Source organism: Micromonospora inositola (genome assembly GCF_900090285.1).
GTDB lineage: Bacteria > Actinomycetota > Actinomycetes > Mycobacteriales > Micromonosporaceae > Micromonospora > Micromonospora inositola.
On record NZ_LT607754.1, the window covers coordinates 3,324,827 to 3,350,995 of the forward strand.

30 protein-coding genes and 1 riboswitch are annotated in these 26,169 nt (G+C 74.0%); of the genes, 22 read left to right on the top strand and 8 right to left on the bottom strand.

What is annotated here, in order from left to right; all coding sequences use genetic code 11:
• Positions 1–8: 8 nt before the first annotated feature.
• A complete protein-coding gene (gene hemW / locus GA0070613_RS15965) occupies positions 9–1,232 on the top strand; it encodes a radical SAM family heme chaperone HemW (protein WP_172875830.1) in 1,224 nt (407 codons plus the stop codon).
• Between the two features lie 43 nt (positions 1,233–1,275).
• On the opposite strand, the gene GA0070613_RS15970 is transcribed toward hemW, so the two are convergent.
• Entirely contained in the window at positions 1,276–1,878 is a 603-nt protein-coding gene (locus GA0070613_RS15970) for a DUF4870 domain-containing protein (protein WP_089013031.1), read from the bottom strand.
• 229 nt (positions 1,879–2,107) lie between these two features.
• Here GA0070613_RS15970 and hrcA point away from each other — a divergent pair, with 229 nt between their 5' ends.
• The 3 genes from hrcA to GA0070613_RS15985 all read left to right on the top strand — a co-directional run bounded on the left by hrcA (position 2,108) and on the right by GA0070613_RS15985 (position 5,085).
• Entirely contained in the window at positions 2,108–3,130 is a 1,023-nt protein-coding gene (gene hrcA / locus GA0070613_RS15975; RefSeq protein ID WP_089013032.1) for a heat-inducible transcriptional repressor HrcA, read from the top strand.
• A 73-nt stretch (positions 3,131–3,203) separates the two neighbouring features.
• Positions 3,204–4,349 (top strand): molecular chaperone DnaJ, encoded by a 1,146-nt coding sequence (gene dnaJ / locus GA0070613_RS15980; protein ID WP_172875990.1) that lies wholly within the window; start codon positions 3,204–3,206, stop codon positions 4,347–4,349.
• Between the two features lies 1 nt (position 4,350).
• Positions 4,351–5,085: a 16S rRNA (uracil(1498)-N(3))-methyltransferase gene (locus GA0070613_RS15985; RefSeq protein WP_089013034.1), complete on the top strand. Its 735-nt coding sequence runs from the start codon at positions 4,351–4,353 to the stop codon at positions 5,083–5,085.
• Between the two features lie 18 nt (positions 5,086–5,103).
• Here GA0070613_RS15985 and GA0070613_RS15990 read toward each other — a convergent pair whose 3' ends face one another.
• The gene (locus GA0070613_RS15990) at positions 5,104–5,865 is read right to left on the bottom strand and encodes an SDR family NAD(P)-dependent oxidoreductase (protein WP_089015976.1); all 762 of its coding nucleotides are present in this window, start codon (positions 5,863–5,865) and stop codon (positions 5,104–5,106) included.
• Between the two features lie 69 nt (positions 5,866–5,934).
• On the opposite strand from GA0070613_RS15990, the gene GA0070613_RS15995 reads away from it, so the two are divergent.
• From GA0070613_RS15995 to GA0070613_RS16030, 8 genes are all read left to right on the top strand, one after another.
• The gene (locus tag GA0070613_RS15995; RefSeq protein ID WP_089013035.1) at positions 5,935–6,285 is read left to right on the top strand and encodes a histidine triad nucleotide-binding protein; all 351 of its coding nucleotides are present in this window, start codon (positions 5,935–5,937) and stop codon (positions 6,283–6,285) included.
• A gap of 21 nt (positions 6,286–6,306) precedes the next feature.
• A complete protein-coding gene (locus GA0070613_RS16000; RefSeq protein WP_089013036.1) occupies positions 6,307–7,695 on the top strand; it encodes a serine hydrolase domain-containing protein in 1,389 nt (462 codons plus the stop codon).
• Between the two features lie 135 nt (positions 7,696–7,830).
• Positions 7,831–8,889, top strand: coding sequence for a PhoH family protein (locus GA0070613_RS16005; protein WP_089013037.1), 1,059 nt, complete (start codon positions 7,831–7,833; stop codon positions 8,887–8,889).
• 18 nt (positions 8,890–8,907) lie between these two features.
• Positions 8,908–9,381 carry an rRNA maturation RNase YbeY gene (gene ybeY, locus GA0070613_RS16010; protein WP_089013038.1) on the top strand — a complete coding sequence of 158 codons (474 nt, stop codon included), beginning with the start codon at positions 8,908–8,910 and terminating at the stop codon, positions 9,379–9,381.
• Positions 9,357–10,766, top strand: a complete 1,410-nt coding sequence (locus tag GA0070613_RS16015) for a hemolysin family protein (protein WP_089013039.1) — start codon at positions 9,357–9,359, stop codon at positions 10,764–10,766. Before ybeY ends, GA0070613_RS16015 begins: the two co-directional genes overlap by 25 nt.
• Positions 10,759–11,145 carry a cytidine deaminase gene (locus GA0070613_RS16020; RefSeq protein ID WP_089013040.1) on the top strand — a complete coding sequence of 129 codons (387 nt, stop codon included), beginning with the start codon at positions 10,759–10,761 and terminating at the stop codon, positions 11,143–11,145. Before GA0070613_RS16015 ends, GA0070613_RS16020 begins: the two co-directional genes overlap by 8 nt.
• A gap of 5 nt (positions 11,146–11,150) precedes the next feature.
• Positions 11,151–12,050: a GTPase Era gene (gene era / locus GA0070613_RS16025; RefSeq protein WP_089015977.1), complete on the top strand. Its 900-nt coding sequence runs from the start codon at positions 11,151–11,153 to the stop codon at positions 12,048–12,050.
• A 179-nt stretch (positions 12,051–12,229) separates the two neighbouring features.
• Positions 12,230–13,465, top strand: coding sequence for an acyltransferase family protein (locus tag GA0070613_RS16030; protein ID WP_089013041.1), 1,236 nt, complete (start codon positions 12,230–12,232; stop codon positions 13,463–13,465).
• Here the strand turns inward: GA0070613_RS16030 and GA0070613_RS16035 are convergent.
• Positions 13,452–14,246 carry a DUF4097 family beta strand repeat-containing protein gene (locus GA0070613_RS16035; RefSeq protein WP_089015978.1) on the bottom strand — a complete coding sequence of 265 codons (795 nt, stop codon included), beginning with the start codon at positions 14,244–14,246 and terminating at the stop codon, positions 13,452–13,454. The two genes, GA0070613_RS16030 and GA0070613_RS16035, sit on opposite strands and share 14 nt — an antisense overlap.
• A 102-nt stretch (positions 14,247–14,348) precedes the next feature.
• On the opposite strand from GA0070613_RS16035, the gene recO reads away from it, so the two are divergent.
• The 5 genes from recO (at position 14,349) to GA0070613_RS16060 (ending at position 17,367) form a co-directional block, all read left to right on the top strand.
• Positions 14,349–15,191: a DNA repair protein RecO gene (gene recO / locus GA0070613_RS16040; protein ID WP_089013042.1), complete on the top strand. Its 843-nt coding sequence runs from the start codon at positions 14,349–14,351 to the stop codon at positions 15,189–15,191.
• Positions 15,192–15,199: 8 nt separating this feature from the next.
• Entirely contained in the window at positions 15,200–16,000 is an 801-nt protein-coding gene (locus tag GA0070613_RS16045; protein WP_089015979.1) for an isoprenyl transferase, read from the top strand.
• A 68-nt stretch (positions 16,001–16,068) separates the two neighbouring features.
• Positions 16,069–16,254, top strand: coding sequence for a hypothetical protein (locus GA0070613_RS16050; RefSeq protein ID WP_089013043.1), 186 nt, complete (start codon positions 16,069–16,071; stop codon positions 16,252–16,254).
• A gap of 127 nt (positions 16,255–16,381) precedes the next feature.
• Entirely contained in the window at positions 16,382–16,603 is a 222-nt protein-coding gene (locus tag GA0070613_RS16055) for a thioredoxin reductase (RefSeq protein WP_089013044.1), read from the top strand.
• On the top strand, positions 16,600–17,367 hold the full coding sequence (locus GA0070613_RS16060) for a pirin family protein (RefSeq protein WP_089013045.1): 768 nt from the start codon (positions 16,600–16,602) through the stop codon (positions 17,365–17,367). Before GA0070613_RS16055 ends, GA0070613_RS16060 begins: the two co-directional genes overlap by 4 nt.
• 3 nt (positions 17,368–17,370) lie before the next feature.
• Here the strand turns inward: GA0070613_RS16060 and gndA are convergent, their stop codons facing one another.
• Both gndA and GA0070613_RS16070 read right to left on the bottom strand, forming a co-directional pair.
• Entirely contained in the window at positions 17,371–18,813 is a 1,443-nt protein-coding gene (gndA, locus tag GA0070613_RS16065) for an NADP-dependent phosphogluconate dehydrogenase (protein WP_089013046.1), read from the bottom strand.
• Between the two features lie 108 nt (positions 18,814–18,921).
• The gene (locus GA0070613_RS16070) at positions 18,922–19,218 is read right to left on the bottom strand and encodes an MTH1187 family thiamine-binding protein (RefSeq protein ID WP_089013047.1); all 297 of its coding nucleotides are present in this window, start codon (positions 19,216–19,218) and stop codon (positions 18,922–18,924) included.
• 235 nt (positions 19,219–19,453) lie between these two features.
• On the opposite strand from GA0070613_RS16070, the gene GA0070613_RS16075 reads away from it, so the two are divergent.
• On the top strand, positions 19,454–19,702 hold the full coding sequence (locus tag GA0070613_RS16075; RefSeq protein ID WP_089013048.1) for a hypothetical protein: 249 nt from the start codon (positions 19,454–19,456) through the stop codon (positions 19,700–19,702).
• A 202-nt stretch (positions 19,703–19,904) separates the two neighbouring features.
• Here GA0070613_RS16075 and GA0070613_RS16080 read toward each other — a convergent pair whose 3' ends face one another.
• The 3 genes from GA0070613_RS16080 to GA0070613_RS16090 form a co-directional block, all read right to left on the bottom strand.
• Positions 19,905–20,705 carry an energy-coupling factor transporter transmembrane component T family protein gene (locus GA0070613_RS16080; RefSeq protein ID WP_089013049.1) on the bottom strand — a complete coding sequence of 267 codons (801 nt, stop codon included), beginning with the start codon at positions 20,703–20,705 and terminating at the stop codon, positions 19,905–19,907.
• Positions 20,702–22,117: an ABC transporter ATP-binding protein gene (locus GA0070613_RS16085; RefSeq protein WP_089013050.1), complete on the bottom strand. Its 1,416-nt coding sequence runs from the start codon at positions 22,115–22,117 to the stop codon at positions 20,702–20,704. Before GA0070613_RS16085 ends, GA0070613_RS16080 begins: the two co-directional genes overlap by 4 nt.
• Before the next feature lie 105 nt (positions 22,118–22,222).
• Positions 22,223–22,804 (bottom strand): ECF transporter S component, encoded by a 582-nt coding sequence (locus tag GA0070613_RS16090; RefSeq protein WP_089013051.1) that lies wholly within the window; start codon positions 22,802–22,804, stop codon positions 22,223–22,225.
• Positions 22,805–22,877: 73 nt separating this feature from the next.
• A riboswitch (TPP riboswitch) is annotated at positions 22,878–22,983 on the bottom strand.
• Between the two features lie 86 nt (positions 22,984–23,069).
• Between GA0070613_RS16090 and GA0070613_RS16095 the strand changes: the two genes are divergently transcribed.
• The 4 genes from GA0070613_RS16095 to GA0070613_RS16110 all read left to right on the top strand — a co-directional run bounded on the left by GA0070613_RS16095 (position 23,070) and on the right by GA0070613_RS16110 (position 26,094).
• Positions 23,070–23,894 (top strand): alpha/beta fold hydrolase, encoded by an 825-nt coding sequence (locus GA0070613_RS16095; RefSeq protein WP_089013052.1) that lies wholly within the window; start codon positions 23,070–23,072, stop codon positions 23,892–23,894.
• Positions 23,891–24,703, top strand: a complete 813-nt coding sequence (locus GA0070613_RS16100; RefSeq protein ID WP_089013053.1) for an aminoglycoside N(3)-acetyltransferase — start codon at positions 23,891–23,893, stop codon at positions 24,701–24,703. The genes GA0070613_RS16095 and GA0070613_RS16100 overlap by 4 nt, the downstream gene beginning before the upstream one ends.
• Positions 24,700–25,449, top strand: a complete 750-nt coding sequence (locus GA0070613_RS16105) for a sugar isomerase domain-containing protein (RefSeq protein ID WP_089013054.1) — start codon at positions 24,700–24,702, stop codon at positions 25,447–25,449. The genes GA0070613_RS16100 and GA0070613_RS16105 overlap by 4 nt, the downstream gene beginning before the upstream one ends.
• A 141-nt stretch (positions 25,450–25,590) precedes the next feature.
• Positions 25,591–26,094, top strand: a complete 504-nt coding sequence (locus GA0070613_RS16110) for a DUF6328 family protein (protein ID WP_089013055.1) — start codon at positions 25,591–25,593, stop codon at positions 26,092–26,094.
• Positions 26,095–26,169: the final 75 nt, after the last annotated feature.

The following is a 26,169-nucleotide window of genomic DNA, read 5'->3' on the forward strand; positions in this document are numbered from 1 at the left end:
TAGTTGCCATGCCCGGCGCTCTTCCAGAAGGCGAATCCGTCCCGCGCGACGGATCGCTGCCCGCTGCCGCCACCCGCGCGGTCGGCGCGCGCGGTTTCGGCGTGTACCTGCACGTCCCGTTCTGCGCCAGTCGCTGCGGCTACTGCGACTTCAACACGTACACCGCCGCGGAGCTGGGGGGCGGGGCCAGCCGCGAGTCGTACGCCGACACGGTGCTGGCCGAGCTGGCCCTCGCCGGCCGGGTGCTGGGTGGCAGCCCGCCGCCGCGGGTGGACACCGTCTTCGTCGGCGGCGGCACGCCCACCCTGCTGCCCGCCGACGACCTGGCCCGCATCCTGGACGGGATCGACCGGGTCTGGGGGCTTGCCGCCGACGCCGAGGTGACCACCGAGGCAAACCCCGAATCGGTCACGCCGGAGTCGCTGAAGACGCTGCGGGCCGCGGGCTACACCCGGATCTCGCTGGGCATGCAGTCCGCCGCGCCGGGGGTGCTGGCGATCCTCGACCGCAAGCACAGCGCCGGGCGGGCCACGGCCGCCGCCCTGGAGGCGCGCGACGCCGGGTTCGAGCACGTCAACCTCGACCTGATCTACGGCACGCCGGGCGAGCGGGCCGAGGACTTCGCCGCCTCCCTGGACCAGGTGGTCGCGGCCGGGGTGGACCACGTCAGCGCGTACGCCCTGATCGTGGAGGACGGCACCCGGCTGGCCGCGCGGATGCGGCGCGGCGAGCTGCCGTACCCGAGCGACGACGTGGCGGCGGACCGCTACCTGGCCGCGGAGGCCGCCCTCGACGCTGCCGGTTTCTCCTGGTACGAGGTCTCCAACTGGGCCCGCTCGGAGGCGGCCCGCTGCCGGCACAACCTGCTCTACTGGACGGGCGCGGACTGGTGGGGCCTCGGGCCGGGGGCGCACAGCCATGTCGGCGGGGTGCGCTGGTGGAACGTCAAGCACCCGACGACGTACGCCGAGCGGCTCGCCGCCGGTGAGTCACCCGGCCTGGCCCGGGAGGTGCTCACGCCCGACGAGGCGCACATGGAGGACGTCATGCTGCGGCTGCGGCTGTCCTCCGGGCTGCCGCTCGCCGTGCTGGACGACACGGGGCGGGCCGGGGCCGAACGGGCCCTGGCCGGCGGGCTGCTGGCCGCGCCGGAGTATGCGGCCGGCCGGGCGGTGCTCACCCTGCGCGGCCGGCTGCTGGCCGACGCGGTGGTCCGCGACCTGCTGCCCTGACCGCCGGACGCCCGGCCGACCCGTGGGCCGGCCGGGCGGGGCGTCACTTGACCAGGCTGATGCTCATCGGATAGCGGTACAGCTGACCCTCGTTGGCCTTGACGCCCGCGAGGACGCCGAACACGATGCCGAGGATGACCGCCGCGCCGACCGCGAGGAACCCGATCGCGATGCAGGCCAGGATCCAGCCGACCAGGCCGACGATCGACCAGAGCAGCTGGAAGTTGAGCGCCGCGACCGCGTGCTGGCGCACCGTCGGCGACTGGTTGCCCCGGGCCAGCATGGCGACCAGCGGCGGAAGCCAGCCCAGCACGCCGGCGCTGACGAACATCGCCGCCGCGCCGCCGAAGTGCGCGATGAGCGCCCAGGTCTTGTCCTCGTTGTTGGCCCAGCCGCCGCTCGGGGCGCCGTACGCGCCGCCGGTCGGATAGCCGGCGCCCGGGGGCGGGTAGCCGCCCGGAGGTGGGTAGCCGCCCGGAGGTGGGTAGCCACCGGGCGGGGGATAGCCGCCCGCGCCCGGCGCCCCGGACAGTGGTGCGGTGGGCGGCTCGTCCGCCGACGAGCCGTACGGTGCCGACGGCGGGGTCGGGTCCGGCGGCTGGGCGCCGGCGTCCCCCGCTCCGGGAGGGCGAGGTGGTTCAGTCATGAACGTCACGGTAGGGGTTGCCCGCAAGGCGGCACCAGAGCGACACCGCCCGGGATGTCCGGCTGAACGGCTCTGGCGCGGCGGCTGTGCGGCGGGCCGCACCGGTGGTCCGTCGCTGATCATCGCGTCAGGGGTGACGCCGACGTAGACTGGCACTCGCTACAGTCGAGTGCCAGACGCCCGGCCGGCGCCGTGCGCCGGCGGGTCCAGGTGCGTCAGGAGGTGGGAGATGGGTCTCGACGACCGCAAGCTCGCCGTGCTGCGCGCGATCGTCGAGGACTACGTCGCCACGCAGGAGCCGGTGGGGAGCAAGGCCCTGGTCGAGCGGCACCAGCTGGGCGTCTCCCCGGCGACCGTGCGCAACGACATGGCGGTGCTCGAGGAGGAGGGCTACATCCGGCAGCCGCACACCAGCGCGGGCCGGGTGCCCACCGACCGCGGGTACCGGCTCTTCGTCGACCGGCTCTCCCGGGTCAAGCCGCTCAGCCCGGCCGAGCGCCGGGCGATCGAGCGCTTCCTGGTCGGCGCGGTCGACCTGGACGACGTGGTGCACCGCACGGTCCGGCTGCTGGCCCAGCTCACCCGCCAGGTCGCCGTGGTGCAGTACCCGAGCCTGGCCCGCTCCTCGGTGCGCCACCTGGAGCTGGTGCCGATCTCCACCACCCGGCTGATGCTGGTCATGATCGCCGACACCGGGCGGGTGGAGCAGCGGCTGGTCGAGCTGCCCGCGCCGATCCCCGCCGACGACGTCACCGACCTGCGCCGGCTGGTCAACGAGAAGCTGGTCGGCACCCGGCTCTCGGAGACCCCGCCGCTGGTCCAGGCGCTGGTCGACGAGTCGGCCCCGCACCTGCGGGGCGCCATGACCACGCTCTCCAGCGTGCTGCTGGAGACGCTGGTGGAGCGGCACGAGGAGCGGATCGCGCTGGCCGGCACGGCCAACCTCACCCGCGGCGGACTGCTCGACTTCCAGGGCTCGCTGCGTCCCATCCTGGAGGCGCTCGAGGAGGAGGTCGTGCTGCTCAAGCTGATCGGCGAGGCCGAGCCGAGCACCACCCGGGTGCTGATCGGCGACGAGAACGAGATCGACAACCTGCGCGCCGCCTCGGTGGTGAGCACCGGGTACGGCCCGGGGGCGACCATCGTCGGCGGTCTGGGCGTGCTCGGGCCCACCCGGATGGACTACCCCGGCAACATCGCCACGGTGCGGGCCGTGGCACGCTACGTGGGCGAGTTGCTGGCCCAGAACTGACCAGTCAGGGCCGACGGCCGGCTCCGGCCGCCGACCGGCGCAACGCGAGACGAACATGAGGACACGGAACGCAGTGGCCAGGGACTACTACGGCATTCTCGGCGTGAGCCGGGAGGCCTCCGACGACGAGATCAAGCGCGCCTACCGCAAGCTGGCGCGGCAGTTCCACCCGGACGTGAATCCGGATCCGGAGGCACAGGAGAAGTTCAAGGACATCAACGCCGCGTACGAGGTCCTCTCGGACGACCGGAAACGGCAGATCGTCGACCTCGGGGGCGACCCGCTCGCGCCCGGCGGCGGGGGTGCCGGCGGCCCGGGTGGTCCCGGCGGGGCCGGCCCGTTCGTCGGCTTCCAGGACATCATGGACGCCTTCTTCGGCGGCGCTGCCGGTGGCGCCCGGGGGCCGCGCCCGCGGACGCGGCCGGGCGCGGACGCGATCCTGCGGCTGGAACTGGACCTGCACGAGACCGCGTTCGGCGTCGAGGCGCCGATCACCGTCGACACCGCCGTGCTCTGCACCACCTGCTCCGGCGCCGGCACCGCAGCCGGCACCCACCTGGCCACCTGCGAGGCGTGCGGCGGCCGGGGCGAGGTGCAGTCGGTGCAGCGGACCTTCCTGGGCCAGGTGGTCTCCGCCCGGCCGTGCACCGTCTGCCAGGGGTACGGCACCACCATCCCGCACCCCTGCCCGACCTGTGCCGGTGACGGCCGGGTGCGGACCCGCCGCTCGCTGACCGTCAAGATCCCGGCCGGGGTCGAGGACGGCATGCGGATCCGGCTGGCCCAGCAGGGCGAGGTCGGCCCGGGCGGCGGCACCGCCGGCGACCTGTACGTGGAGATCCACGAGCGGCCGCACGACGTCTACTCCCGCAAGGGCGACGACCTGCACTGCCGGGTCACCGTGCCGATGACCGCCGCCGCGCTCGGCACCCGGCTGACCATCAAGACGCTGGACAGCGAGGAGCCGGTCGACGTCAAGGCGGGCACCCAGCCGGGCAGCACCCTGCGGCTGCGCGCCCGCGGCGTGCCGCACCTGCGCGGCACCGGCCGCGGCGACCTCTACGTCCACCTGGACGTGCGGACCCCGACCAAGCTCGACGCCGACCAGGAGAAGATGCTGCGCGACTTCGCCAAGACCCGCGGCGAGGAGGTCGCCGAGCTGACCAAGCAGGGCGGGTTCTTCTCCCGGATGCGCGACGCGTTCAACGGGCACGCCTGAGGTGTCCGCGCCGCTGTTCCTGGTGGAGGCGCTGCCCACCGGTGACGCGCTGACGCTGGACGGTCCCGAGGGGCACCACGCCGCGAACGTGCAGCGGCTGCGGGTCGGCGAGGAACTGCTGCTCGCCGACGGCCGGGGTGGCACGGCCGCCGCCGTGGTCACCGCCGTCGGCAAGGGCACCCTCGACCTCCAGGTCACCTCCCGGGGGTACGTCGACGCGTCCGTCCCGCGGCTCGTGGTGGTGCAGGGCATCGCCAAGGGCGACCGGGGCGAGCTGGCCGTGCAGGCGATGACCGAGGTCGGGGTGGACGAGATCGTCCCCTGGGCGGCGTCCCGCTCGGTGGCGCAGTGGCGCGGCGACCGGGGCGTACGGGCCCGGGAGAAGTGGGCGGCGACCGCCCGGGAGGCGGCCAAGCAGGCCCGCCGGGCCTGGCTGCCGGTGGTGGCCGGGTCCCCGGACGAGTCCACCCAGACGGTCGTCCGGCGGATCGCGGGCGCCGCCGCCGCGTTCGTGCTGCACGAGGAGGCCGAGGACGGGCTGACCACCGCCGACCTGCCCGCCACGGGCGAGATCGTGCTGGTGGTCGGCCCCGAGGGCGGCATCGCCCCGGCCGAGCTGTCGGCCTTCCGCGAGGCCGGCGCCCGCCCGGTCCGGCTGGGCCCGTCGGTGCTCCGGACGTCCACGGCCGGCATCGCCGCCCTGAGCGTCCTCTCGACGCGCCTCTCCCGCTGGTAACCCGGGGCTGGACCCGGGTCAGGTGCGGAGGTAGGAGGCGCCGTTGAGGTCGACGATGGTGCCGGAGGCCCACTCGGCCTCGGGGCTGGCCAGCCAGTGGACGGCGGCGGCGATCTCCTCGGGACGGGCGACCCGGTTGAACGGGCTCTGGGCGCGGATCGTCTCGCCGGGCTCGCCGGCCAGATATTCGGTGGTCATGTCCGTCTCGACGAAGCCGGGCGCCACCGTGGCCACCGCGATGCCGTACGGGGCGAGGGCCAGGGCCAGCGACTGGCCGAGCGCGTTCAGCCCCGCCTTGCTCGCCCCGTAGGCGGGCTGCTGCGGTTCGCCCCGGAACGCGCCCCGCGAGGAGACGTTGACGATCCGGCCGCCCCGCTCCCGCATGTGCTGGGCGGCGCACCAGGTCACGTTGGCGGCCCCGGTCAGGTTGGTCTCCAGCACCAGCCGCCACTGCTGCCGCCACTGCTCGTAGGTGTTGCCGAAGACCGGGTGGGGCAGGTCCCGCGGTCCGTACACGCCGGCGTTGTTGACCAGGACGTCCAGCCCGCCGAGGCGCTCCGCGGCCTCGTCCACCATCGCCCGGACCGCGTCCGGGTCGGCAAGGTCGGCGCGGACCACCACGTGGCCGTCGCCGGGCAGCTCGTCGCGGAGCCGTTCGGCCAGCTCCGCCGAGTCCCGGTGGTGGATCCCCACCCGGTCCCCGCCCGCCGCGAAAGCCCGGGCCACCGCGCGTCCGATGCCGCGCGAGGCCCCCGTCACCAGTACCGCCCGAGAAGTCACGCCGGACATCATGCCTCGCCCCGGCCCCACCAGCGCGGCGCGGTCCGGTGCGGCGCTTAGCATGCCCGAATGGGAACCGACTGCCTGTTCTGCCGGATCGTCGCCGGGGAGATCCCGGCCACCATCGTGCGGGAGACCGCCACCACCCTCGCCTTCCGGGACATCGACCCCAAGGCGCCCGTCCACGTGCTGGTCATCCCGAAAGAGCACTACGCGGACGTGGCCACCCTCGCCCAGGGCGACCCGGGCCTGGCCGGTGAGGTGCTGGCCACCGCCGCCGTCGTGGCCGAGGAGGAGGGGCTGCTCGCCGACGGCTTCCGGCTGATGTTCAACACCGGGCCGTACGCCGGCCAGGAGGTCTTCCACGTGCACGCGCACCTGTTCGGCGGCGCCCCGCTCGGCCCGATGCTCTGCCGCTGACCCCGTCCCTAGACTGCACCCATGATCGCGGTGAACGACCGGCTCGGCCGGATGGTGCGGCAGGCGCAGGCCCGGGGCCGGGTTCCGGCGATATCGGCCGCCCTGCACCGGGCCGACCGCCCGCTCTGGACCTGCGCGGTGGGTGACACGGGCAACGACACCCCGCTCGGCCCGGAGTCCGTGTTCCGGATCGGCTCGGTCACCAAGACCTTCACCTCGGTGCTGGTCATGCAGTGCCGGGACGACGGCCTGCTGGACCTGGACGACCCGATCGGGCGGCACCTCGACCTGCCGGCGCACGGCGAGCTGACCATACGCCGGCTGTTGTCGCACACCGCGGGCCTGCAACGCGAGCCGCACGGCGACGTCTGGGACTCGCTGCGCGCGCCCGGCGTGGACGAGCTCCTCGCCGACCTGGCCCGGGTCGAGCGGGTGCTGCCGACCGGGCGGCGCTACCACTACTCCAACCTCGGCATGGCGCTCCTCGGCGAGCTGGTCGGCCGGCTGCGCGGCGGCACCTGGGCGGAGGTGCTGGCCGAGCGGGTGCTCGTCCCGCTGGGGCTGACCGCCACCGGCCCGACGCCCGGCGACGGGGCCGCGACCGGGTTCCTGGTCGACGCGTACTCCGACGAGGCCCACCCCGAGCCGCCGACCGACTTCGGGGCGGTGGCCCCGGCCGCCCAGCTCTGGAGCACCGCGCCGGACATGGCCCGCTGGGCCGCCTTCCTCGCCGACCCGACGGCGCTCGACCCGGCCGGCGCGGTGCTCGCCCCGGCCACCCTCGACGAGATGCGCTGGCCGCTGACCACCACCGACGAGACGCTCTGGGCGGCCGGCTTCGGGCTCGGCCTGATCCTGGTGCCGCAGCCGCAGCCGCAGCCGCAGCGGGTGGTACACGTGGGGCACGACGGCGCGATGCCCGGTTTCCTGGCCGCCGTCTACGGCCGGCGCGGCGGCGACGGCACCGCGGGCGCGATGGGCTGCGCCGTGCTCGGCTCCTCCGGCACCGGGGTGGCGGTCTTCGACCTGCCGCACCAGCTGCTCGCCGCCGCGGCCGAGCACGACCCGGCCGACGTCGAGCCGTGGCGGCCCGGCCCGCCCGCCCCCGACCACCTGCGCGGGGTGCTCGGCCGCTGGTGGGGCGAGGGCTTCGAGTACGTCTTCTCGTGGCACGACGGCGCGCTGCGGGCCCGCGGGGCGGACGACCCGGCGGGCAAGCCCCCGGCCGTCTTCGCGCCGCTGCCGGACCGGCCGGACGCGTTCCGGACCGTCGCCGGCCGGGAGGTGGGCGAGCTGCTCCGGCTGACCCGGGACGAACGGGGCACGGTGGTCCGGATGCACTGGGCCACCTACCGCTTCACCCGGACGCAGGAGACCTTCGACGGGTACGACTTCCGCACCGGGAGTTGACCTTCACGCGCAGGAAATGGGCGAGGTGCGGGCGGTGTTGACCGGATACGATGGGTAGAACGTCCGTACGCCGCGCCAGCAGGGCCCGGCGCCGAGATCGGAAGCAGGTGGCGCAGGGCCCGACGGGCCCGATCTATGACCGGCACCCCACCTCCCGGCCTGCCCCGGGTGCAGACCAGGATCACGGTCCCCGACCCGAAGATCATGGTGAACCTGCTCGGCGCGGGCGACGAGATCCTGCGACTCGTCGAACGCTCGGTCAACAGCGACGTCCACGTGCGTGGCAACGAGATCACCATCACCGGCGCCCCCGCGGACAACGCCCTCGCCGAGCGCCTCTTCAGTGAGCTCCTCGAACTCATCGAGAAAGGCGAGACCCTGACCACTGACGCCGTCCGGCGTACCGTCGGCATGCTCGAGCAGGGCAGCGCGGAGCGGCCCGCCGAGGTCCTGACGCTCAACATCCTCTCCCGGCGCGGTCGTACCATCCGACCCAAGACCCTCGGGCAGAAGCGCTACGTCGACGCCATCGACTCGCACACCATCGTCTTCGGCATCGGCCCCGCGGGCACCGGCAAGACGTACCTGGCCATGGCCAAGGCGGTCCAGGCGCTCCAGGCCAAGCAGGTCAACCGGATCATCCTGACCCGGCCGGCGGTCGAGGCGGGGGAGCGGCTGGGCTTCCTGCCGGGCACGCTCAACGAGAAGATCGACCCGTACCTGCGTCCGCTCTACGACGCGCTGCACGACATGCTCGACCCGGAGACCATCCCGAAGCTGATGGCGGCCGGCACCATCGAGGTGGCGCCGCTGGCGTACATGCGGGGCCGTACGCTGAACGACGCGTTCATCATCCTGGACGAGGCGCAGAACACCACGCCCGAGCAGATGAAGATGTTCCTCACCCGGCTCGGCTTCGGTTCCAAGATCGTGGTCACCGGTGACGTCACCCAGGTGGACCTTCCCGGCGGGACGACCAGCGGCCTGCGGGTGGTCCGGGACATCCTGGAGAACGTCGAGGACGTGCACTTCGCCCAGCTCTCCAGCTCCGACGTGGTCCGCCACCGGCTGGTGGGGGAGATCGTCGACGCGTACGCCCGCTGGGACGCCGAGCGGGAGAACCAGCAGGCGCAGAGCGTGCACGCCGTGCCCGGGCGGACCGCCCAGGGCGGTCGCGCCGGCCGGCGCCGCTAACTCATCAAGGGAAGACAGTTGTCCATCGAGATCGCCAACGAGTCCGGTGTCGAGGTCGACACCGACGCCGTGCTCGCCGTCGCCCGGCACGCCCTCGACGAGATGGGGGTCAACCCCCTCGCCGAGCTCTCCGTGCTGCTGGTCGACGTCGACTACATGACCGAGCTGAACCATCGCTGGATGGGCGGCGACGGTCCCACCGACGTGCTCGCCTTTCCCATGGACGAGGGCAGCGTCGACCACGGCCCGGGCGAGACCGCCCAGGCCGGCGGCGAGCCCGCCCTGCTCGGCGACATCGTGCTCTGCCCGGAGGTGGCGGCCAAGCAGGCGGCCACCGCCGGCCACTCGCCCGCCGACGAGCTGCACCTGCTCACCGTGCACGGCGTGCTGCACCTGCTCGGGTACGACCACGCTGAGCCGGAGGAGGAGCGGGAGATGTTCGCGCTCCAGGCCCGCCTGCTGTCCAGCTGGCGGTCGACCCGGTCCCGGTGATGACCATCCTGGCTGCGGGTCCCACCGCCGGCCTGCCCGACCTCCAGCTCATCGTCCTCGCGGCGGGGCTGGTGGTGCTCGCCGGCCTCATTGCGATGACCGAGGCGGCGCTGGCCGCCGTCTCCCCGGCCCGGGCCGCCGAACTGGCCCGGGACGGCGCCCGCGGCGCCCGCGCCCTCCAGGTGGTCGCCGGTGACGTGGTCCGCCACCTCAACCTGCTGCTTCTGCTCCGGCTGCTGGCCGAGCTGACCGCCACCACCCTGGTGGCGCTGGTCGCGGTGGACACCTTCGGCGCCGGCTGGCGGGCCGCCCTGGTCACGGCCGGCGCGATGACCGTGGTCAGCTTCGTGGTGGTCGGCGTCGCGCCGCGCACCATCGGCCGGCAGCACGCGTACCCGGTGGGGCGCGCGGTCGCGCCGCTGGTGCGCTGGCTGGGCCGGGCGCTCAATCCGCTCGCCTCGTTGCTGATCCTGATCGGCAACGCGGTCACCCCGGGGCGCGGCTTCCGGGAGGGGCCGTTCGCCACCCAGTTGGAGCTGCGTGAGCTGGTCGACCTGGCCGAGCAGCGCGGCGTCGTGGAGCACGGCGAGCGACAGATGATCCACTCGGTCTTCGCCCTCGGTGACACCATCGCCCGCGAGGTGATGGTGCCGCGCACCGAGATGGTGTGGATAGAGGAGGGCAAGACGCTCTCCCAGGCGCTGGCGCTCTTCCTCCGGTCCGGTTTCTCCCGCATCCCGGTGATCGGCGAGAGCGTCGACGACGTGCTCGGCGTGCTCTACCTGAAGGACCTGATCCGGCGTACCCAGGGCGGGGACCCGCGGGCCGACGAGCTGCCGGTGTCGGAGCTGATGCGCCCGGCGACGTTCGTGCCGGAGTCCAAGCCGGTCGACGACCTGCTGTCGGAGATGCAGGCGGTCCGCAACCACCTGGTCATCGTCGTCGACGAGTACGGCGGCACCGGCGGCCTGGTCACCATCGAGGACATCCTCGAGGAGATCGTCGGCGAGATCACCGACGAGTACGATGTCGAACGCCCGCCGGTCGAGCGCCTCGACGACGGGGCGGTCCGGGTCACCGCCCGCCTCCCGGTGGAGAATCTGGGCGAGCTCTTCGACACCGAGCTCCCCACCGACGAGGTGGAGACGGTGGGCGGTCTGCTCGCCCAGTCGCTCGGCCGGGTCCCGATCCCCGGGGCCGAGGCCGCGGTGGCCGGGCTGCGGCTGATCGCCGAGGGCACCACCGGTCGGCGCAACCGGATCGACACCGTGCTGGTGAGCCGGATCGAGCCGACCGACGGGCAGGACATTGCGGGGCGTGGCGAGCACGCCGAGTCCCGCGGCAACCAGAACCGATCCGAGGAGAGGCAAACCGCCGATGCCTGAGTCACCCGCCGTGCCGGCGGCCCGGCCCACCCCGTCCGATCCGGCCGAGCTGAGCGCCGAGGACGGCAAGCTGGTCATCCTGGCCCGGGGTGCGCGCGGCCGGGTCGGCGCCGTGGAGGGCGCGGCGGTCCGCGACCAGGACGGCCGGACGTACGCGGCGGCGAGCGTGGCCCTGCCCTCGCTCACCCTGACCGCGCTCCAGCTCGCGGTCGCCTCGGCGGTGGCCGCCGGCGCCGGCCGGCTGGAGGCCGCCGTGGTGGTGACCGAGGCGTCGACGCTGGACGGCGCCGGGCATGCCGCGGTCCGCGACCTCTCCGTCGACGCGCCGATTCACGTGGCCGCGCCGGACGGCACCGTCCTCGGCACGGTGGTCGAGTGACCGGCGTGCCGGACCCGGATGGCCCCCGTCCCTACCGGGCCGGTTTCGCCTGTTTCGTCGGGCGGCCGAACGCCGGGAAGTCGACGCTGACCAACGCGATCGTCGGTACGAAGATCGCGATCACCTCGAACAAGCCGCAGACCACCCGGCACATCATCCGCGCGGTGCTGCACCGCCCCAACTCGCAGCTGGTGCTGGTCGACACCCCCGGTCTGCACCGGCCCCGGACGCTGCTCGGCGAGCGCCTGAACGACCTGGTCCGCTCCACCTGGAGCGAGGTCGACGTGATCGGCCTCTGCATCCCGGCCGACGAGCCGGTCGGCCGGGGCGACCGGTTCATCACCGGCGAGCTGGCCGAGCTGAAGGCGACCGTCCTCGCCGTGGTGACCAAGACCGACCTGGTCGACAAGAAGCGGCTGGCCGAGCAGCTGCTCGCGGTGAGCGAGCTGGGCGAGTTCGCCGACGTGGTGCCGGTGAGCGCGGTCTCCGGCCACCAGGTGGACACCCTGGTCGACGTGATGACCGGCTACCTGCCCGAGTCGCCGCAGCTCTACCCGGACGACATGCTCACCGACGACCCGGAGCAGGTGCTGGTCGCCGAGCTGATCCGGGAGGCGGCCCTGGAGGGGGTCCGCGACGAGCTGCCGCACTCCATCGCCGTGGTGGTGGAGGAGATGATCCCCGAGGGCCAGGTCATGAAGATCTACGCCGACGTCTACGTCGAGCGGCCCAGCCAGAAGGCGATCGTGATCGGCCACCGGGCCAGCCGGCTCAAGGCGGTCGGCACCACGGCCCGCCGGCAGATCGAAGAGCTGCTCGGCACCCGGGTCTACCTGGACCTGCACGTCCGGGTCGCGAAGGACTGGCAGCGCGACCCGAAGCAGCTGCGCAAGCTCGGCTTCTGACCGTACGTCGAACCGCCGGTCCCGCTTCCGGGGCCGGCGGTTCGGCGTTGTCCGGGGTGGCCGAGATCGGTCGAGCCTATGGCAAGTTTCACTTTTCACCCCGCCCGCTCGCCGTTTCGTCCGGGCGAGTCGGAGGGTAGGGGACGTTGTCCCCCCGCCCCCGACATAGATGCAGGCTGATGCGCAATCGATACCTCGATCTGCTCCGCTCCCTGGCCATCGTCCGAGTCGTCGTCTACCACGTCACCGGTTGGGCGGCACTGACCCTGATCTTCCCGGCGATGTCGGTGATGTTCGCGCTCGCCGGCTCGCTGATGGCCGCCTCCCTGGACCGCACCGGCCCGCCGGCCGTCCTGCGCCGGCTGCGCCGCCTGCTGCCGTCGCTCTGGGTGCTGGCGGCGGTCTTCGTACCGGCCATGCTGCTCACCGGGTTGCCGCTGACCCCGAAGGTGCTGCTCTGGCTCCTCCCGGTCAGCGACCCGCCGACCAACGGCTGGGGAGCGGTGGCGCTGAGCGTGATCTGGTACCTCCGGGACTACCTGTGGTTCGTGCTCGCCTCGCCGCTCGCCCTGTGGCTGTTCCGCCGCGCCCCGCTGCCCACCCTGCTCGCCCCGTACGCCCTGCTCGCGGTGATCGAGTTCGGCGTCCTGCCGGCCGCGCCCACCATCCTGCGCGAGTTCGGCCTCTACTTCGGCGCCTGGCTGCTCGGCTTCGCCCACCACGACGGCCTGCTGCGCCGGCTGGGCGACCGGGTGCTGGTGCCGGCCGCGCTGGCCCTCGGCGCCGCCGGGCTGACCTGGATCTTCACCCACCCCGGCCCGCGGGGCTACGACCTCAACGACATCCACCTCGGCAACGCCCTCTGGTCGGCGGCATTCATCCTGGTGGCGATCGGCCGGGCGCCGGCCCGCGCCGAGTTGGTGGACCGCACCGCTGTCCTCCGCCGGGTGGTCACCGTGCTGAACCGGCGGGCGCTCACCGTCTACCTTTGGCACATGCCGTTCGTGGTGGCGCTCACCCCGCTGGTGGACCTGGTCGGCTGGTCCCGCCGGGACCCGGTCGGCCTGGCGGTCCGGGTGGTGCTGGTCTTCGCCCTGCTGGGCCTGGTCACCGTGCTGGTCGGCTGGGTCGAGGACGTGGCCGCCCGGCGGGCGCCGGAGCTGCTGCCCGGCGGAGTCCGCTCGACGCCGGCCGGTCGGGCCGCCGCCCCGCCGGCCAGCCCCGCGCCGGTCGGAGCCGCGGCCGAGCCGGTCGGGGCCGGGGTGCGGTCGACCGGTGCCGTCGGCCGGGCGGGCGGCGCGCCGGCGAACCCGACCTGGTCTCCCGCCGCCTCGGCCCTGCCGGCCGGCGGCGGGTCCGCACGGGTCCCCGCGCCGCGTGGCGCGCGGGACGGTACGACGATCAGCGCTGGCTGATCGTCACGTTCCCGCTGCCGGTGCTGACGTCGATCACCAGGGACGCGGTCGGGTCGTCGGTCACCCCCACGGCGGCGTCCCCCGAGCCGGTGCTGGAGCGGACCCGGTACCGGCCGGCCGGCACGGTCAGCGCGACGTCGCCGCTGGAGGCGTGGGCCCGGGCGGAGGCCGGCCGGTCCAGCTCCACGGTGACGTTGCCGGAGCTGGTCTCCGCGTCCACCTGGTCGCCGAGCCGGCGGGCGCTGATGTCGCCCGAGGAGGCGTGCAGGTCCACCCGGCCGGCCACGTCGACCACCTCGATGTTGCCGGAGCCGGTCTCGGCGCGTACCGGGCCGGTGCTGCCGGTCACCCTGATGTCGCCGGAGCCGAGCTTGATCTCCACCGGGCCGACCCGGGTCAGCTCCACGTTGCCGGAGCCGGTCTCACCCCGGACCGTCACCCCTTCCGGGGCGGTCACCTCGTACGAGATGCTGCACCGGTCCCCGCAGTCCGTGTCCAGCACCAGCTCGTCGCCCTTGATCTCGTACCGCGCGTCGGGCTGGCCGCCCTGGTAGCGCAGCATCCGCTTGATCCGTACCTCGGGCGCGGTGCCGGAGGCGCGGACCATCACGTCGCCGGAGCCCGGCAGCACGGTGATCCGGCTGATCTTCACCGCCTCGGTGTTGTCGAAGTCGAGCCGGCGGAACGAGAGGGTGTCACACCCGGCGAGGAGGATCAGGGCGGCGGCCGCCGCGGCGGCGGCCCCCGTCCGCGCGGTGACAGCGGTCCGGTGCAGAGCCATGGCCAGCACGCTACGACCGGGGCGGCCGGGCGCACATCGGGGTTCCTCCGCCCGTCCACCCCGAACCGACCCTGAGATCGCACCCCGAGGGAGAATGACCGGATGGCCGGGTACCGCCGACAGCTCTACCGCGACGACGCGGTGGTCCTGCGTGTGCAGAAGCTCGGCGAGTCCGACCGGATCATCACCCTGCTCACCCGCCGGCACGGCCGGCTGCGCGCGGTCGCCCGGGGGATCCGGCGCACCACCAGCAAGTTCGGCGCCCGGCTGGAGCCGTTCGGCCACGTCGACCTCCAGCTCGCCGGCGACCCGAAGGGCGAACACGGCAGCTCGCTGCACACCATCAGCCAGGTCGAGGGCATCGACCTGTACGGCAAGCGGTTCCTCGGCGACTACCCCCGCTACACCGCCGCCAGCGCGATCGCGGAGACCGCGGAGCGGCTCACCCCGGTCGAGCGGGAGCCGTCGCTGCGGTTGTTCCAGCTCACCCTGGGCGCGATGAGGTCCCTCGCCCGGGGCGAGCACGCCACCACGCTGGTGCTCGACGCGTACCTGCTGCGGGGAATGGCCCTCGCCGGCTGGGCGCCGGCCCTGACCGCCTGCGCGGTCTGCGGCACGCCGGGGCGGCACCGGGCGTTCTCCGTGCCGGCCGGGGGTGCGGTCTGCCCGGACTGCCGGCCGCCCGGCGCGGCCCACCCCGCGCCGGCCACCATCGACCTGATGTCCGCGCTCACCACCGGCGACTGGGTGCTCGCCGACGCCACCGGGACCGGCGTACGCCGGGAGTGCAGCGGCCTGGTCGCGGCGCACCTGCAGTGGCACCTGGAGCGCGCGCTACGCTCGCTGCCGCTGGTCGACCGGGGTGCCCCGGCGGCCACCGCGGTCCCACCGCCGGTCGGCGCGGTAGCGGAGGCGGACGGTGTGAACAGGGAGAGGACCGAGTGATCCGATCGATGAGGGCCGGCCGGCGCGAGCCGGTGCCACCGACCCCGCACCCGTCGGGTGCCCGGCCCCCGGCGCTGCCCGCCGACGCGGTGCCCAGGCACGTCGCCGTGGTGATGGACGGCAACGGCCGGTGGGCCAAGGAGCGCGGCCTGCCCCGCACCAAGGGTCACGAGCAGGGCGAGCACAGCCTCTTCGACACCATCGAGGGCGCGATCGAGCTGGGCATCCCCTACCTGTCGGCGTACGCCTTCTCCACCGAGAACTGGCGGCGTTCCCCGGACGAGGTCCGCTTCCTGATGGGCTTCAACCGGGACGTCATCCGCCGGCGCCGGGACCAGCTCGTCGACCTGGGCGTCCGGGTGGTCTGGTCGGGCCGGGCCGGCCGGCTCTGGAAGAGCGTCATCTCCGAGCTGCAGACCGCCGAGGAGATGTCCCGGGGCAACTCGACGCTGACCCTCCAGTTCTGCGTCAACTACGGCGGCCAGGCGGAGATCGCCGACGCCGCCGCGGCGATCGCCCGCGACGTGGCCGCCGGCCGGCTCGACCCGGGCAAGGTCACCGAGAAGACCATCGGGAAGTACCTCTACCACCCGGAGGTCCCCGAGGTCGACCTCTTCCTGCGTCCCTCCGGCGAGCAGCGCACCTCCAACTTCCTGCTCTGGCAGAGCGCGTACGCCGAGCTGGTGTTCCTCGACACGCTCTGGCCGGACTTCGACCGCCGCCACCTGTGGTACGCCTGCGAGCTGTACGCCCAGCGGGACCGCCGCTTCGGTGGCGCGCTGCCCAACCCGGTCGCGCCCCGGATCTGAGTCACGCTTACCGACGCGGCTGGCTGGGTACCAATCCGGACAGCAGCCAATCGCGGAGGTGAACCCACATGATTCAGAAGCGGATTGCCCAGTGGGCGGTCATGGCGGTCGCCGTGCCGCTGGCGGCGGCCGGCGCCCGGCGGCTCAGCCACACCCTGGAGGCCCGGCGTGGGCCCACCGGGGTGAGCCGAGTGCTCGCCAAGGGCGCCGACATGCTGCGGCCGCAGAAGGCCAAGCGTCGTCGGTTCTTCTGACGTCGACGGTCGGCGCCGCCGACCCGGGAACGCCCCGCATCCGGCTTTCGGGCCGGCGGCGGGGCGTTCGGCGCATACGATCGGCGCAGGGGCGCGCCGCCCGGACGCGCCCGCCACGGGGGTGGGAATGCGGGATCTCCGGTACAAGATGATCATGGCGTTGAACGCGGCCGACCTTGGCAGTCCGATCTGCGAGCAGGTCGCCGAGATCTGCGCGGAGATCGCCGAGCAGCACTGCGCCGAGTTCGGTCACACGCCCAGCGTGGCCTCCGGTGAGATCGCCGAGCTGGCCACCGGCGAGCCGGCGCTGACCTGGGCGCCCACCGAGACCGGGCAGCGTGCCTGGTGACCGCGGTCGTACCCACGCCCGCCGTGGACGTCCGGCGGGCCGAAGACCGGTTCGCCACCCGGCTGCACTGGCTCGACTCGAAACACTCGTTCTCGTTCTCCCGGCACTACGACCCGGCGAACACCCACCACGGCCTGCTGCTGGTCAACAACGACGACGTGGTGCACCCGGGCACCGGCTTCGAGACCCACCCCCACCAGGACATGGAGATCGTGACCTGGGTGCTGCGGGGTTCGCTGGTGCACCAGGACTCCACCGGCCACTCCGGCGTCATCTACCCCGGCCTGGCCCAGCGGATGAGCGCGGGCACCGGCATCCTGCACTCGGAGAAGAACGACGCCTGGCGGCTGGCTGGCACCACCCCGCACACCGACCCCGTGCACTTCGTGCAGATGTGGGTCCTCCCGGACACCGAGGGGGTCGACCCCGGCTACGAGCAGCTGGAGATCGGCGACGAGCTGCTCCGTGGCGGCCTCGTCCCGGTCGCCTCCGGCATGGACCGGTACGACGGCGCGTCCGCGATCCGGATCCGCAACCGGTACGCCACCCTGCACGCCGCCCGACTCGCCCCCGGCGACGAGGTGACCCTCCCGGACGCGCCGTTCCTGCACCTCTACGTGCCGGTCGGCGCCGTCACGCTGGAGGGCGCCGGCCGGCTCGGCGAGGGCGACGCCGCCCGGATCATCATGACCGGTGGGCAACGGGTGGCCGCCACCGAGCCGGCGGAGATCCTGGTCTGGGAGATGCACGCCACCCTCGCCTGATGGTCAGGCCTCCACTTCGGAGCGGTCGCCGGCCCAGCGGGTGTGGAAGGAGCCCTCGCGGTCCACCCGGTGGTAGGTGTGCGCGCCGAAGTTGTCCCGCAGCCCCTGGATCAGCGCCGCCGGCAGCCGCTCGGCGCGCAGCGCGTCGAAGTAGGCCAGCGACGACGAGAACGCCGGGGTCGGCACGCCCGCCCGGGCCGCGTCGGCCACCACCCGCCGCCAGCTCGGCACCCCGGCGCCGACCCGGTCGGCGAACCACGGGGCCACCAGCAGCGTCGACAGCTCCGGCTCGGCGTCGTACGCCTCCCGGATCCGGTCCAGGAAGCGGGCCCGGATGATGCAGCCGCCCCGCCAGATGGTGGCGGTGCCGCCCAGGTCGATGTCCCAGTCGTACTCCCGGCTGCCGGCCCGGATGTGGTCGAAGCCCTGCGCGTACGCGACGATCTTGCTGGCCAGCAGCGCGCGCCGCACGTCCTCGACGAACGTCTCCCGGTCCTCGACCTGCCACTTCTCGCCCGCGTCGGCGAAGGCGCGGCGGGCGGCCTCGCGCTGGTCGGCGTGGCCGGAGAGCGACCGGGCGAAGGTCGCCTCGGCGATGCCGGTGATCGGGATGCCGAGGTCGAGAGCGCTCTGCACGGTCCACCTGCCGGTGCCCTTCTGCTCGGCCTGGTCGAGCACCACGTCGACGAACGGCTGGCCGGTCGCGGCGTCGGTGTGCGCCAGCACGTCGGCGGTGATCTCGATGAGGAACGACTCCAACTCGCCGCCGTTCCACTCCCGGAAGATCTCCGCGATCTCCGCCGGGCTCGCCGACAGCCCGGCCCGTAACAGGTCGTACGCCTCGGCGATGAGCTGCATGTCGGCGTACTCGATGCCGTTGTGGACCATCTTCACGAAGTGGCCGGCGCCGTCCGGGCCGATGTGCCGGCAGCACGGGGTGCCGTCGACCTGCGCGGCGATCTTCTCAAACATCGGGCCGAGCTTCTGATAGGACTCCGCCGAGCCGCCGGGCATGATGCTCGGACCGCGCAGCGCCCCCTCCTCACCGCCGGAGACACCGGTGCCGACGAAGTGCAACCCGTGCCCGCGCAGCGCCTCCTCCCGGCGGCGGGTGTCGGCGAAGTGCGCGTTGCCGCAGTCGACGACGATGTCCCCCTCCTCGAGCAGGGGAACCAGCTCGTCGATCACCGCGTCGGTGGGCGCGCCCGCCTTGACCATCGCGATGACCGCCCGGGGGCGTTCGAGCGAGGCGACGAAGTCGGCGAGGGACTCGGACGGCACGAAGGCGCCCTCGTCGCCGTGCTCGGCGACCAGGCTGCGGGTGCGCTCCGGCGAGCGGTTGTGCAACGCCACGGTGAAGCCGTTGCGGGCCAGGTTCCGGGCCAGGTTGCGGCCCATCACCGCCAGACCGGTCACGCCGATCTGCGCCGTCGCCTGCTGTGCCATCCGTACCGCCACCTCTCGTCGGACTGCCCGTTCTGCGACCGTATCGCGGTCGGCGGCGGCCCGGGCCGGCTCATCGACGGCCGGTGAGCGGGCGGTGGCGGTCGGTCCTCAGCCCTCGGCGAGGCGGGCCTCGACGTGGGCGACCTTCGCGTGCATCGCGTCGGTGACCCCGGGCCGGATGTCCGCCTTGAGCACCAGGCTGACCCGGGGCGCCTGGGCGGCGACCGTGTCGACCGCCCGCTTCACCACCGCCATCACGTCGTCCCACTCACCCTCCACCGTGGTGAACATGGCGTCGGTCCGATTCGGCAGCCCGGACTCCCGGACCACCCGGACGGCGTCGGCGACCAGATCACCGACGGACTCACCCACGCCGAGCGGGGTGATCGAGAACGCGATCAGCATGCCGCCGATCGTGCCAGTAATTCGGCTGCGGGTCGCCCGGACCGTCGGTTAGCCTGCCGGTATGCGTAACTGACGCCATCTTTCGCAAGCTGGCCCGCCGCCGTCGCCGCGGGCCGCTGCTCCGGGGCGTCCGCATTCCACCCGCCGTCGTCGCGGCGCCTTCCGTGGTCGGGCCCACCGGGGCAGCCCGTTCCCGCTCGCCGCGCCACCGGCGCCCGCAGTCAGGAGGCAGCGTATGCCCGCCAAACGCAATCCGAAGAAGTCCCGCAAGCCGTCCGCCGGGCCAGCCCTGATGGACGTGGCCCTGCCCGACGTCGACATCCCTGCGGTGACGCCGGACGCGCCGGTCACCCTGCCGGCGTCGACGCAGGCGGAGACCCCGCCACCGCCGAAGGCCGGCCCGCCGCCCGGTCGGGACGCCCGGTTCGCCGGGCGCAGCCAGCGCGCCGGCCAGACCCGCCGGTACGCCTTCCGCCGCAGCTGACCCGCTGGGCGACCGTCCCGCCCTGCCGTTGTCCAGCCGGGCTGGGACTGGGCCGGTCCCGGCATGGGCTGCCGCCGCCCGAGGTCTTGCCGCTACCACCGTCGCCCGCCGGCGCCGAAGGCCGGACGACCGCGGCAGGCGGTGACCAGCCCGCGCGGAAGCCGACGGGGACGAGCAGATGAGCGACCTGGACCGGACCGGATCAGCCGAGCAGCGGGCGGAAGGTGCCGAGGACGATGCTGACCGCCAGCGCCGCGCCGGCCAGCACCGCCGCCCCGACCACCAGCAGCCCGTCGGCGGTGGTGAAGCGCTGCCGCCGGGCGACCGTACGCGGGATGCCGGCGTCGAAGCCGCGGGCGTCCATCGCCACCGCCAGCCGGGTGCCGCGCCGGATCGCCCCGACCAGCAGCGCGAACGCGGTCGAGACGAAGAGCCGCAGCTTGGCCAGCGGGTTGCGGCCGGCGTCCACGCCCCGGGCCCGGCGGGCCATGCTGATCATCTGCCACTCCTGGCCGAGCAGCGGCACCAGCCGGAACGCGGCCAGCGCGCCGATGGCGAACCGGGCCGGCGCCTTCGCGTTCTGGATCAGCGCGTCGGCCAGGTCGGTCGGGTCGGTGGTGGCGAAGACGATCACCCCGGGCAGCGCCACGGCGAGCAGCCGGAGCACCAGGCCGAGCGCGGTGACCAGCACCCCGGAGGTGACCAGGATCGGGCCGGCGTCGACCAGCACCCGGCCGGACCGGTCGGCGGCGAAGAGCACCAGGGTGAGCAGGATCCCGGCGGCACTGGCCAGCAGCGGCCAGGCCCGGCGGGCCAGCACCCGGTAGCGGATGCCGAAGAGCGGCAGCACGGCCAGCTCGACGACGATGGCCAGCGCCGGGGCCACCGGGTCGAGGGTGGCGATCAGGGCGAACGAGAAGACCAGCGCGGCGGCCAGCTTCGCCACCGGGTTCCGCCGGGCCAGCGGCGCGCCAGGCGCGGCGACCGGCTCGATGGTGATCACCGGTGCTCCAGGGTGACGGTCCGGTCGGCGAGGGCCGCGACGAAGTCCGGGTCGTGGGTGACGGTGACGACGCCGTGCCCGGCGTCGCGCAGCTCGGCGAAGAGGTCGACCAGTTCCCGCCAGGTCCGCCGGTCCTGGCCGAAGGTGGGTTCGTCGCAGATCAGCAGGCGGGGCGCGGTGGCCAGGGCGGTCGCCACGCTCAGCCGCCGCGCCTCGCCGCCGGAGAGGGTGTACGGGTTCGCGCCGGCCAGCTTCGCCAGCCGGAGCCGTTCCAGCAGCGCGTCCACGGTGGTCTTCACCGTCGCCTCCGACCGGCCGGTCCGGCGCGGACCGAGCGCCAGCTCGTCGAAGACGGTACCGGTGACGAACTGGTGCTCCGGGTCCTGAAAGACCGAGCCGATCCGCCCGGCCAGGGCGGGCGCGCGCCAGCGGTGCGGGGGAGTACCTGCGTCCCGGCCGGCCAGCGCGGCGGTGGCGGTGGCCGTACCGGTGCCGGGGCGGAGCAGGCCGCCGAGGAGCAGGGCCAGGGTGGACTTCCCGGCGCCGTTGGGACCGAGCACGGCGAGCGCCTCGCCGGCGCGTACGGACAGCTCGGTGGGGGCCAGCCGGGGCGGCAGGCCGAGCCGGTCGGCGGTGATCAGCGGCTCCCCGGCCGGCGCGGTCGCGTGCCGGGGCGGCACGACCCGGCCCGGCACCCAGACCCCGTCGGCGGCGAGCGCGTCGCCGTGCGCGGCGAAGACCGCGGCCGGCGGTCCGTCGGCCCGGACCCCGCCGCCGGGTTCGAGGACGACCACCCGGTCGACCAGCGGCAGCGCCTCGGCGACCCGGTGCTCGACCAGGATCAGGGTGGTGTCGGCGTCGAGGGCGTCCGCGACGGCCCGCCGGACCAGGGTCGCGCCGGCCGGGTCGAGGTTAGCGGTCGGCTCGTCGAGCAGCAGCAGCGTCGGCCGCAGGGCCAGCGCCCCGGCCAGGGCGAGCCGCTGCTGCTCGCCGCCGGAGAGCGCGGCGGTGGGCCGGTCCCGGTGGTACGGGAAGCCGACCCGGCGCAGCGCCTCGTCCACCCGGGGCCAGATCTCGTCGGCGGGTACGCCCCGGTTCTCCAGCCCGAACGCGACGTCGTCGCCGCAGCGGGCCATCACCAGCTGGGTCTCCGGGTCCTGGAAGACGATGCCGACCCGTTCCCGGGCCTTGCGCGGGTCGAGCCCGTCGACCTCGACGGTGCCCTCCTGCTCACCGGAGTCCTCCGGCAGCAGCCCGGCCAGCGCGGCCAGCAGGGTGCTCTTCCCGGCCCCGGACGGCCCGAGCAGCAGCACCCGCTCGCCGGCCTCGACGCGCAGGTCCACGCCCCGCACCGCCCAGCGCTTCCGCCCGGCATGTCGCCACCCGAACCCGCGCAGCTCCACCCCGCTCACCGTCCCACCTCCTCCCGTCCGTTGACCATGAAGTTGTTGTCGCGACACGCCGCGCCGGAGGACAACAACTTCATGATCAACGCAGGTCCGGGTGCGGGGTGGCGGTCAGACGGCGGCGCGTTCGCGGCCGGCGGGGAAGCGGTCGAGGACGCCGGTGCCGGCCAGGGCGCGGGTGAGGGCGACGCTGCCGAGGCCGGCCACGACCAGGGAGCTGACCGCCGTGATCAGGATGTACGGGAGGCGGAAGCTGCCCCACGCGGTGCCCGGGTACCAGATGAAGACGTCGTAGATCGAGGCGGCGAGCCCGGCGAGCGTGGCCGCCAGCAGCGCCACCGGCAGCCGGTAGTTGCGGTACCCGAAGACCGCGAAGGCGAGTTCCGCCGCCGCCGCCTCCAGTGGGCCCTGCACGACCAGCGTCCAGCCCCAGCTGCTGCCGAGCGCCACGGAGACCAGGGCGGCGAAGGTGAGCGTGTAGAACGCGGCGCCCGGCTTGCGGATGATCAGCGCGCCCAGCACGGCCGGCACCAGCCAGACGCCGTACAGGACGGCCCGGCCGGGCAGCGGGATGGCGTCCGCCGGCCCGTTCCACAGCAGGCCCCAGGCCCAGAAGATGACGCCGAAAGCCACCCCGAGCACCGAGGCGATGACGATGTCGATGGTGCGCCACCGGTTGGCGGTGTTGTCCATGGTTGCTCCCAGTCCAGTGAAACGAACCAGGAGAAGACGCACGCCGCGCCCGGTGTCACCGGACGGCGGCGCGGCTGGAGGTCGACCGAACTCCCTGCGCTGGCATTACCCAGATCAGGTTCGAGGGTCTGCGGGCGGTGCCCGCACTCTCAGCGCTGTGCGCTCCCCTGTCGGATGTGAAGTTGTCTCGGCAGACGCTAGCACCACTTGGGCCCCCGACCCAGCAGGGCGGTCGTGGGCCCGCCCGCTGGGTAGGGTGACGATCATGCGGGTCGAGGCGCGAGGTCTGACGTTCGAGGTACGCACCGGCGGTCCCGAGGACGGCGTGCCCGTCCTGCTGCTGCACGGCTTCCCGCAGCACGGCGGCGAGTGGGACGACGTGGTGCCCGCGCTGCACGCCGCCGGGCTGCGGACGTACGCGCTGGACCAGCGAGGCTACGCGCCGGGCGCGCGGCCGGCGGCGGTCGAGGCGTACCGGATCCCGGAGCTGGTGGCCGACGCGGCCGGCGTGCTCGAGGGGCTCGGGGTGGAGTCCGCGCACGTGGTTGGGCACGACTGGGGGTCGATCGTGGCGTGGGGCCTTGCCGCGGCCCACCCGGAACGGGTGCGCACCCTGACCGCGGTCTCGGTGCCGCACCCGGCCGCGATGGGGCACGCGCTCGCCACCGACCCGCGGCAGAAGGCCCGGTCGTCCTACATCGCGCTGTTCCGCAAGCCGGGCATGGCCGCGAAGGTGCTGCTCGCCCTCAACGCCGCCGCGCTGCGCAAGTTGCTCGGCGGGGTGGGCGACGCGGCGCGGGTCGCCCGCTACGCCGACCCGATGCGCGAGCCGGGCGCGCTGACCGCCGCGCTGAACTGGTACCGGGCGATGTCGGGGACCGACATGAAGGCCGTCGGCCCGGTGAGCGTGCCGACCACCTTCGTCTGGAGTGACCGGGACATCGCGATCGGCCGGACCGCCGCCGAGGACTGCGCGACCCACGTCACCGGCGACTTCCGCTTCGTCACACTCTCCGGCGTCACCCACTGGATCCCCGACGAGGCGCCCGGCCCGCTGGCCGAGGCGATCCTCGCCCGGGCCGCCACGTGATCGCGACGCCCGCGCCGGCCCGTCCGCACACCCGCGCGTCGCTCGCCGCGCAGTTCCGCGACCTCGGCGTACGCCCCGGCGGTGTCCTCCTGGTGCACGCGGCGCTGCGCCCGCTCGGTTTCGTCTGCGGCGGCCCGCAGGCCGTGGTGCCGGCCCTGCGCGACGTGCTGGGGCCGGACGGGACCCTCGTCGTGCCCACCCACACGCCGGAGAACAGCGACCCGGCGGGCTGGAACAACCCGCCCGTGCCGGCGGACTGGTGGCCGGTGATCCGGGCGGAGCTGCCCGGCTTCGACCCGGCGCTGACGCCGAGCCGGTTCATGGGCACGCTCGCGGAGCAGGTGCGTACCTGGCCCGGCGCGGTGCGCGGCGACCACCCGCAGGTTTCCTTCGCCGCGCTCGGCCCGGCCGCCGGGCGGATCGTGGCCGACCACGCCCTGGCCGACATGCTGGGCGAGGGCTCCCCGCTGGCCCGGCTCCACGACCTCGACGCCGACGTGCTGCTGCTCGGCGTCGACCACGGCTCGAACACCTCGCTGCACCTGGCCGAGTACCGGCAGCCGGCGCCGCCCCGGCAGCGCTGCGGCGCCGCCGTGCGCACTGGCGACGGCGGCCGGGAGTGGGTGTGGTGGGACGACATCCTGCTGGACGAGGGCGACTTCGCCCGGCTCGGCGACGACTTCGAGGCCACCGGCGCGGTCCGGGTGGGCGTGGTCGGCGACGGGACGGGCCGGTTGATGAGGCAGCGGGCGGCGGTCGACTTCGCGGTGGAGTGGCTGGCCCGGAACCGACGGACGGAGGAAGCATGACGGTGAGCGCGGAGGCGTACCTGGCGGTGGTGACCGAGACGATGGCTCGGGTGGCCGCCGGTCAGCGTGAGGGGGTGGGTCGGGCCGCCGACCTGATCGCCGAGGCGTTGCGCGCCGACGGGGTGGTGCACGCGTTCGGCACCGGCCACTCCGAGGCGCTCGCCATGGAGATCGCCGGGCGGGCCGGCGGGCTGGTGCCCACCAACCGGATCGCGCTGCGCGACCTGGTGCTCTACGGCGGTGAGCCGGCCGACGTCCTCGGCCCGAAGCTGGAACGCGACCCGGCGGTGGCGCACCGGCTCTACGAGCTGGCCCCGGTACGCCCGCAGGACGTCTTCGTGCTCGCCTCCAACTCGGGCGTCAACGGGGCCATGGTCGAGTTCGCGTCCCTGGTCAAGGATCGGGGGCACGTCCTCGTCGCGATCACCTCGGCCGAGCACTCCGGGCGGATGACGTCCCGCCACCCGTCGGGCCGCAAGCTCGCCGACTTCGCCGACGTGGTGCTCGACAACGGCGCCCCGTACGGCGACGCCACCCTGCCGCTGCCCGACGGCGGCGCGGTCGGCGCGGTCTCCTCGATCACGGCCGCGCTGCTGGCCCAGCAGCTGGTGGCGGAGGTGGTGGCCCGGCTGCTGGCGGCGGGGGAGCGGCCCCCGGTCTACCTGTCGGCCAACATCACCGGCGGCGACGAGCACAACGCCGAACTGGAGGCCCGGTACGCCGGCCGGATCCGCCGGGGGGCGTGACCGGTTCGCCCCGCCGGCCCGGCCGACGCGCATCAGCCCGGTGATCACGAGGCGGTTTCGCGACACGCCCGACGGGGCAAAGGCTCTGCTGCCGGCGGGTGCTCCCCCCGCCGGCAGTACCGTCTGCTGCGGAGGTAGCGCGTGTCCAGGGAAACCGAGAAGCAGCGCTGGCAGCGCAATTTCGCCGACCTGCTGCAGGAGCTGCGGGTGGCGCAGACGGGGGTGCAGATCCTCTTCGCCTTCCTGCTCACCCTGCCGTTCAGCAACGGTTTCACCCGGATCACCGAGTTCCAGCGGGACGTCTACATCGTCGCGTTGCTGGCCGCCGCGGCGGCCACCGCGATGATCATCTCGCCGGTCGCGTTCCACCGGGCGCTGTTCCGGCAGGGCCGCAAGCCGGAGCTGGTGCGGTTCGCCCACCGGATGGCCAGCGGCGGCCTGGCCTTCATGCTGATCTCGATGGTCAGCGCGGTGCTGCTGATCACCGACTTCGTGCTCAGCCGGCCGGTCGCCTTCGTGCTCAGCGGGGTCACCGCGCTCTGGTTCCTGGGCTTCTGGGTGATCCTGCCGTTCGCCCGGCGCGGCTGGGGGGACGATGAGATCGACGACGATGACGACGACCCGCAGGTGCTCGTTGGCGACTGAGCCCCGCTGGCGTCCCGCCAAATCGGACTTGCCAAGAACGCTACCCCTGGGTAACACCCGGGGGTAGCGTCGTTC

Coding starts and splice junctions, on each gene's coding strand:
- hemW (WP_172875830.1), top strand. CDS start 9: ATGCCCGGCGCTCTTCCAGAAGGCGAATCCGTCCCGCGCGACGGATCG.
- GA0070613_RS15970 (WP_089013031.1), bottom strand. CDS start 1,878: ATGACTGAACCACCTCGCCCTCCCGGAGCGGGGGACGCCGGCGCCCAG.
- hrcA (WP_089013032.1), top strand. CDS start 2,108: ATGGGTCTCGACGACCGCAAGCTCGCCGTGCTGCGCGCGATCGTCGAG.
- GA0070613_RS15995 (WP_089013035.1), top strand. CDS start 5,935: ATGGGAACCGACTGCCTGTTCTGCCGGATCGTCGCCGGGGAGATCCCG.
- GA0070613_RS16000 (WP_089013036.1), top strand. CDS start 6,307: ATGATCGCGGTGAACGACCGGCTCGGCCGGATGGTGCGGCAGGCGCAG.
- GA0070613_RS16005 (WP_089013037.1), top strand. CDS start 7,831: ATGACCGGCACCCCACCTCCCGGCCTGCCCCGGGTGCAGACCAGGATC.
- GA0070613_RS16020 (WP_089013040.1), top strand. CDS start 10,759: ATGCCTGAGTCACCCGCCGTGCCGGCGGCCCGGCCCACCCCGTCCGAT.
- GA0070613_RS16030 (WP_089013041.1), top strand. CDS start 12,230: ATGCGCAATCGATACCTCGATCTGCTCCGCTCCCTGGCCATCGTCCGA.
- GA0070613_RS16035 (WP_089015978.1), bottom strand. CDS start 14,246: ATGGCTCTGCACCGGACCGCTGTCACCGCGCGGACGGGGGCCGCCGCC.
- recO (WP_089013042.1), top strand. CDS start 14,349: ATGGCCGGGTACCGCCGACAGCTCTACCGCGACGACGCGGTGGTCCTG.
- GA0070613_RS16045 (WP_089015979.1), top strand. CDS start 15,200: ATGAGGGCCGGCCGGCGCGAGCCGGTGCCACCGACCCCGCACCCGTCG.
- GA0070613_RS16050 (WP_089013043.1), top strand. CDS start 16,069: ATGATTCAGAAGCGGATTGCCCAGTGGGCGGTCATGGCGGTCGCCGTG.
- GA0070613_RS16055 (WP_089013044.1), top strand. CDS start 16,382: ATGCGGGATCTCCGGTACAAGATGATCATGGCGTTGAACGCGGCCGAC.
- gndA (WP_089013046.1), bottom strand. CDS start 18,813: ATGGCACAGCAGGCGACGGCGCAGATCGGCGTGACCGGTCTGGCGGTG.
- GA0070613_RS16070 (WP_089013047.1), bottom strand. CDS start 19,218: ATGCTGATCGCGTTCTCGATCACCCCGCTCGGCGTGGGTGAGTCCGTC.
- GA0070613_RS16075 (WP_089013048.1), top strand. CDS start 19,454: ATGCCCGCCAAACGCAATCCGAAGAAGTCCCGCAAGCCGTCCGCCGGG.
- GA0070613_RS16090 (WP_089013051.1), bottom strand. CDS start 22,804: ATGGACAACACCGCCAACCGGTGGCGCACCATCGACATCGTCATCGCC.
- GA0070613_RS16095 (WP_089013052.1), top strand. CDS start 23,070: ATGCGGGTCGAGGCGCGAGGTCTGACGTTCGAGGTACGCACCGGCGGT.
- GA0070613_RS16105 (WP_089013054.1), top strand. CDS start 24,700: ATGACGGTGAGCGCGGAGGCGTACCTGGCGGTGGTGACCGAGACGATG.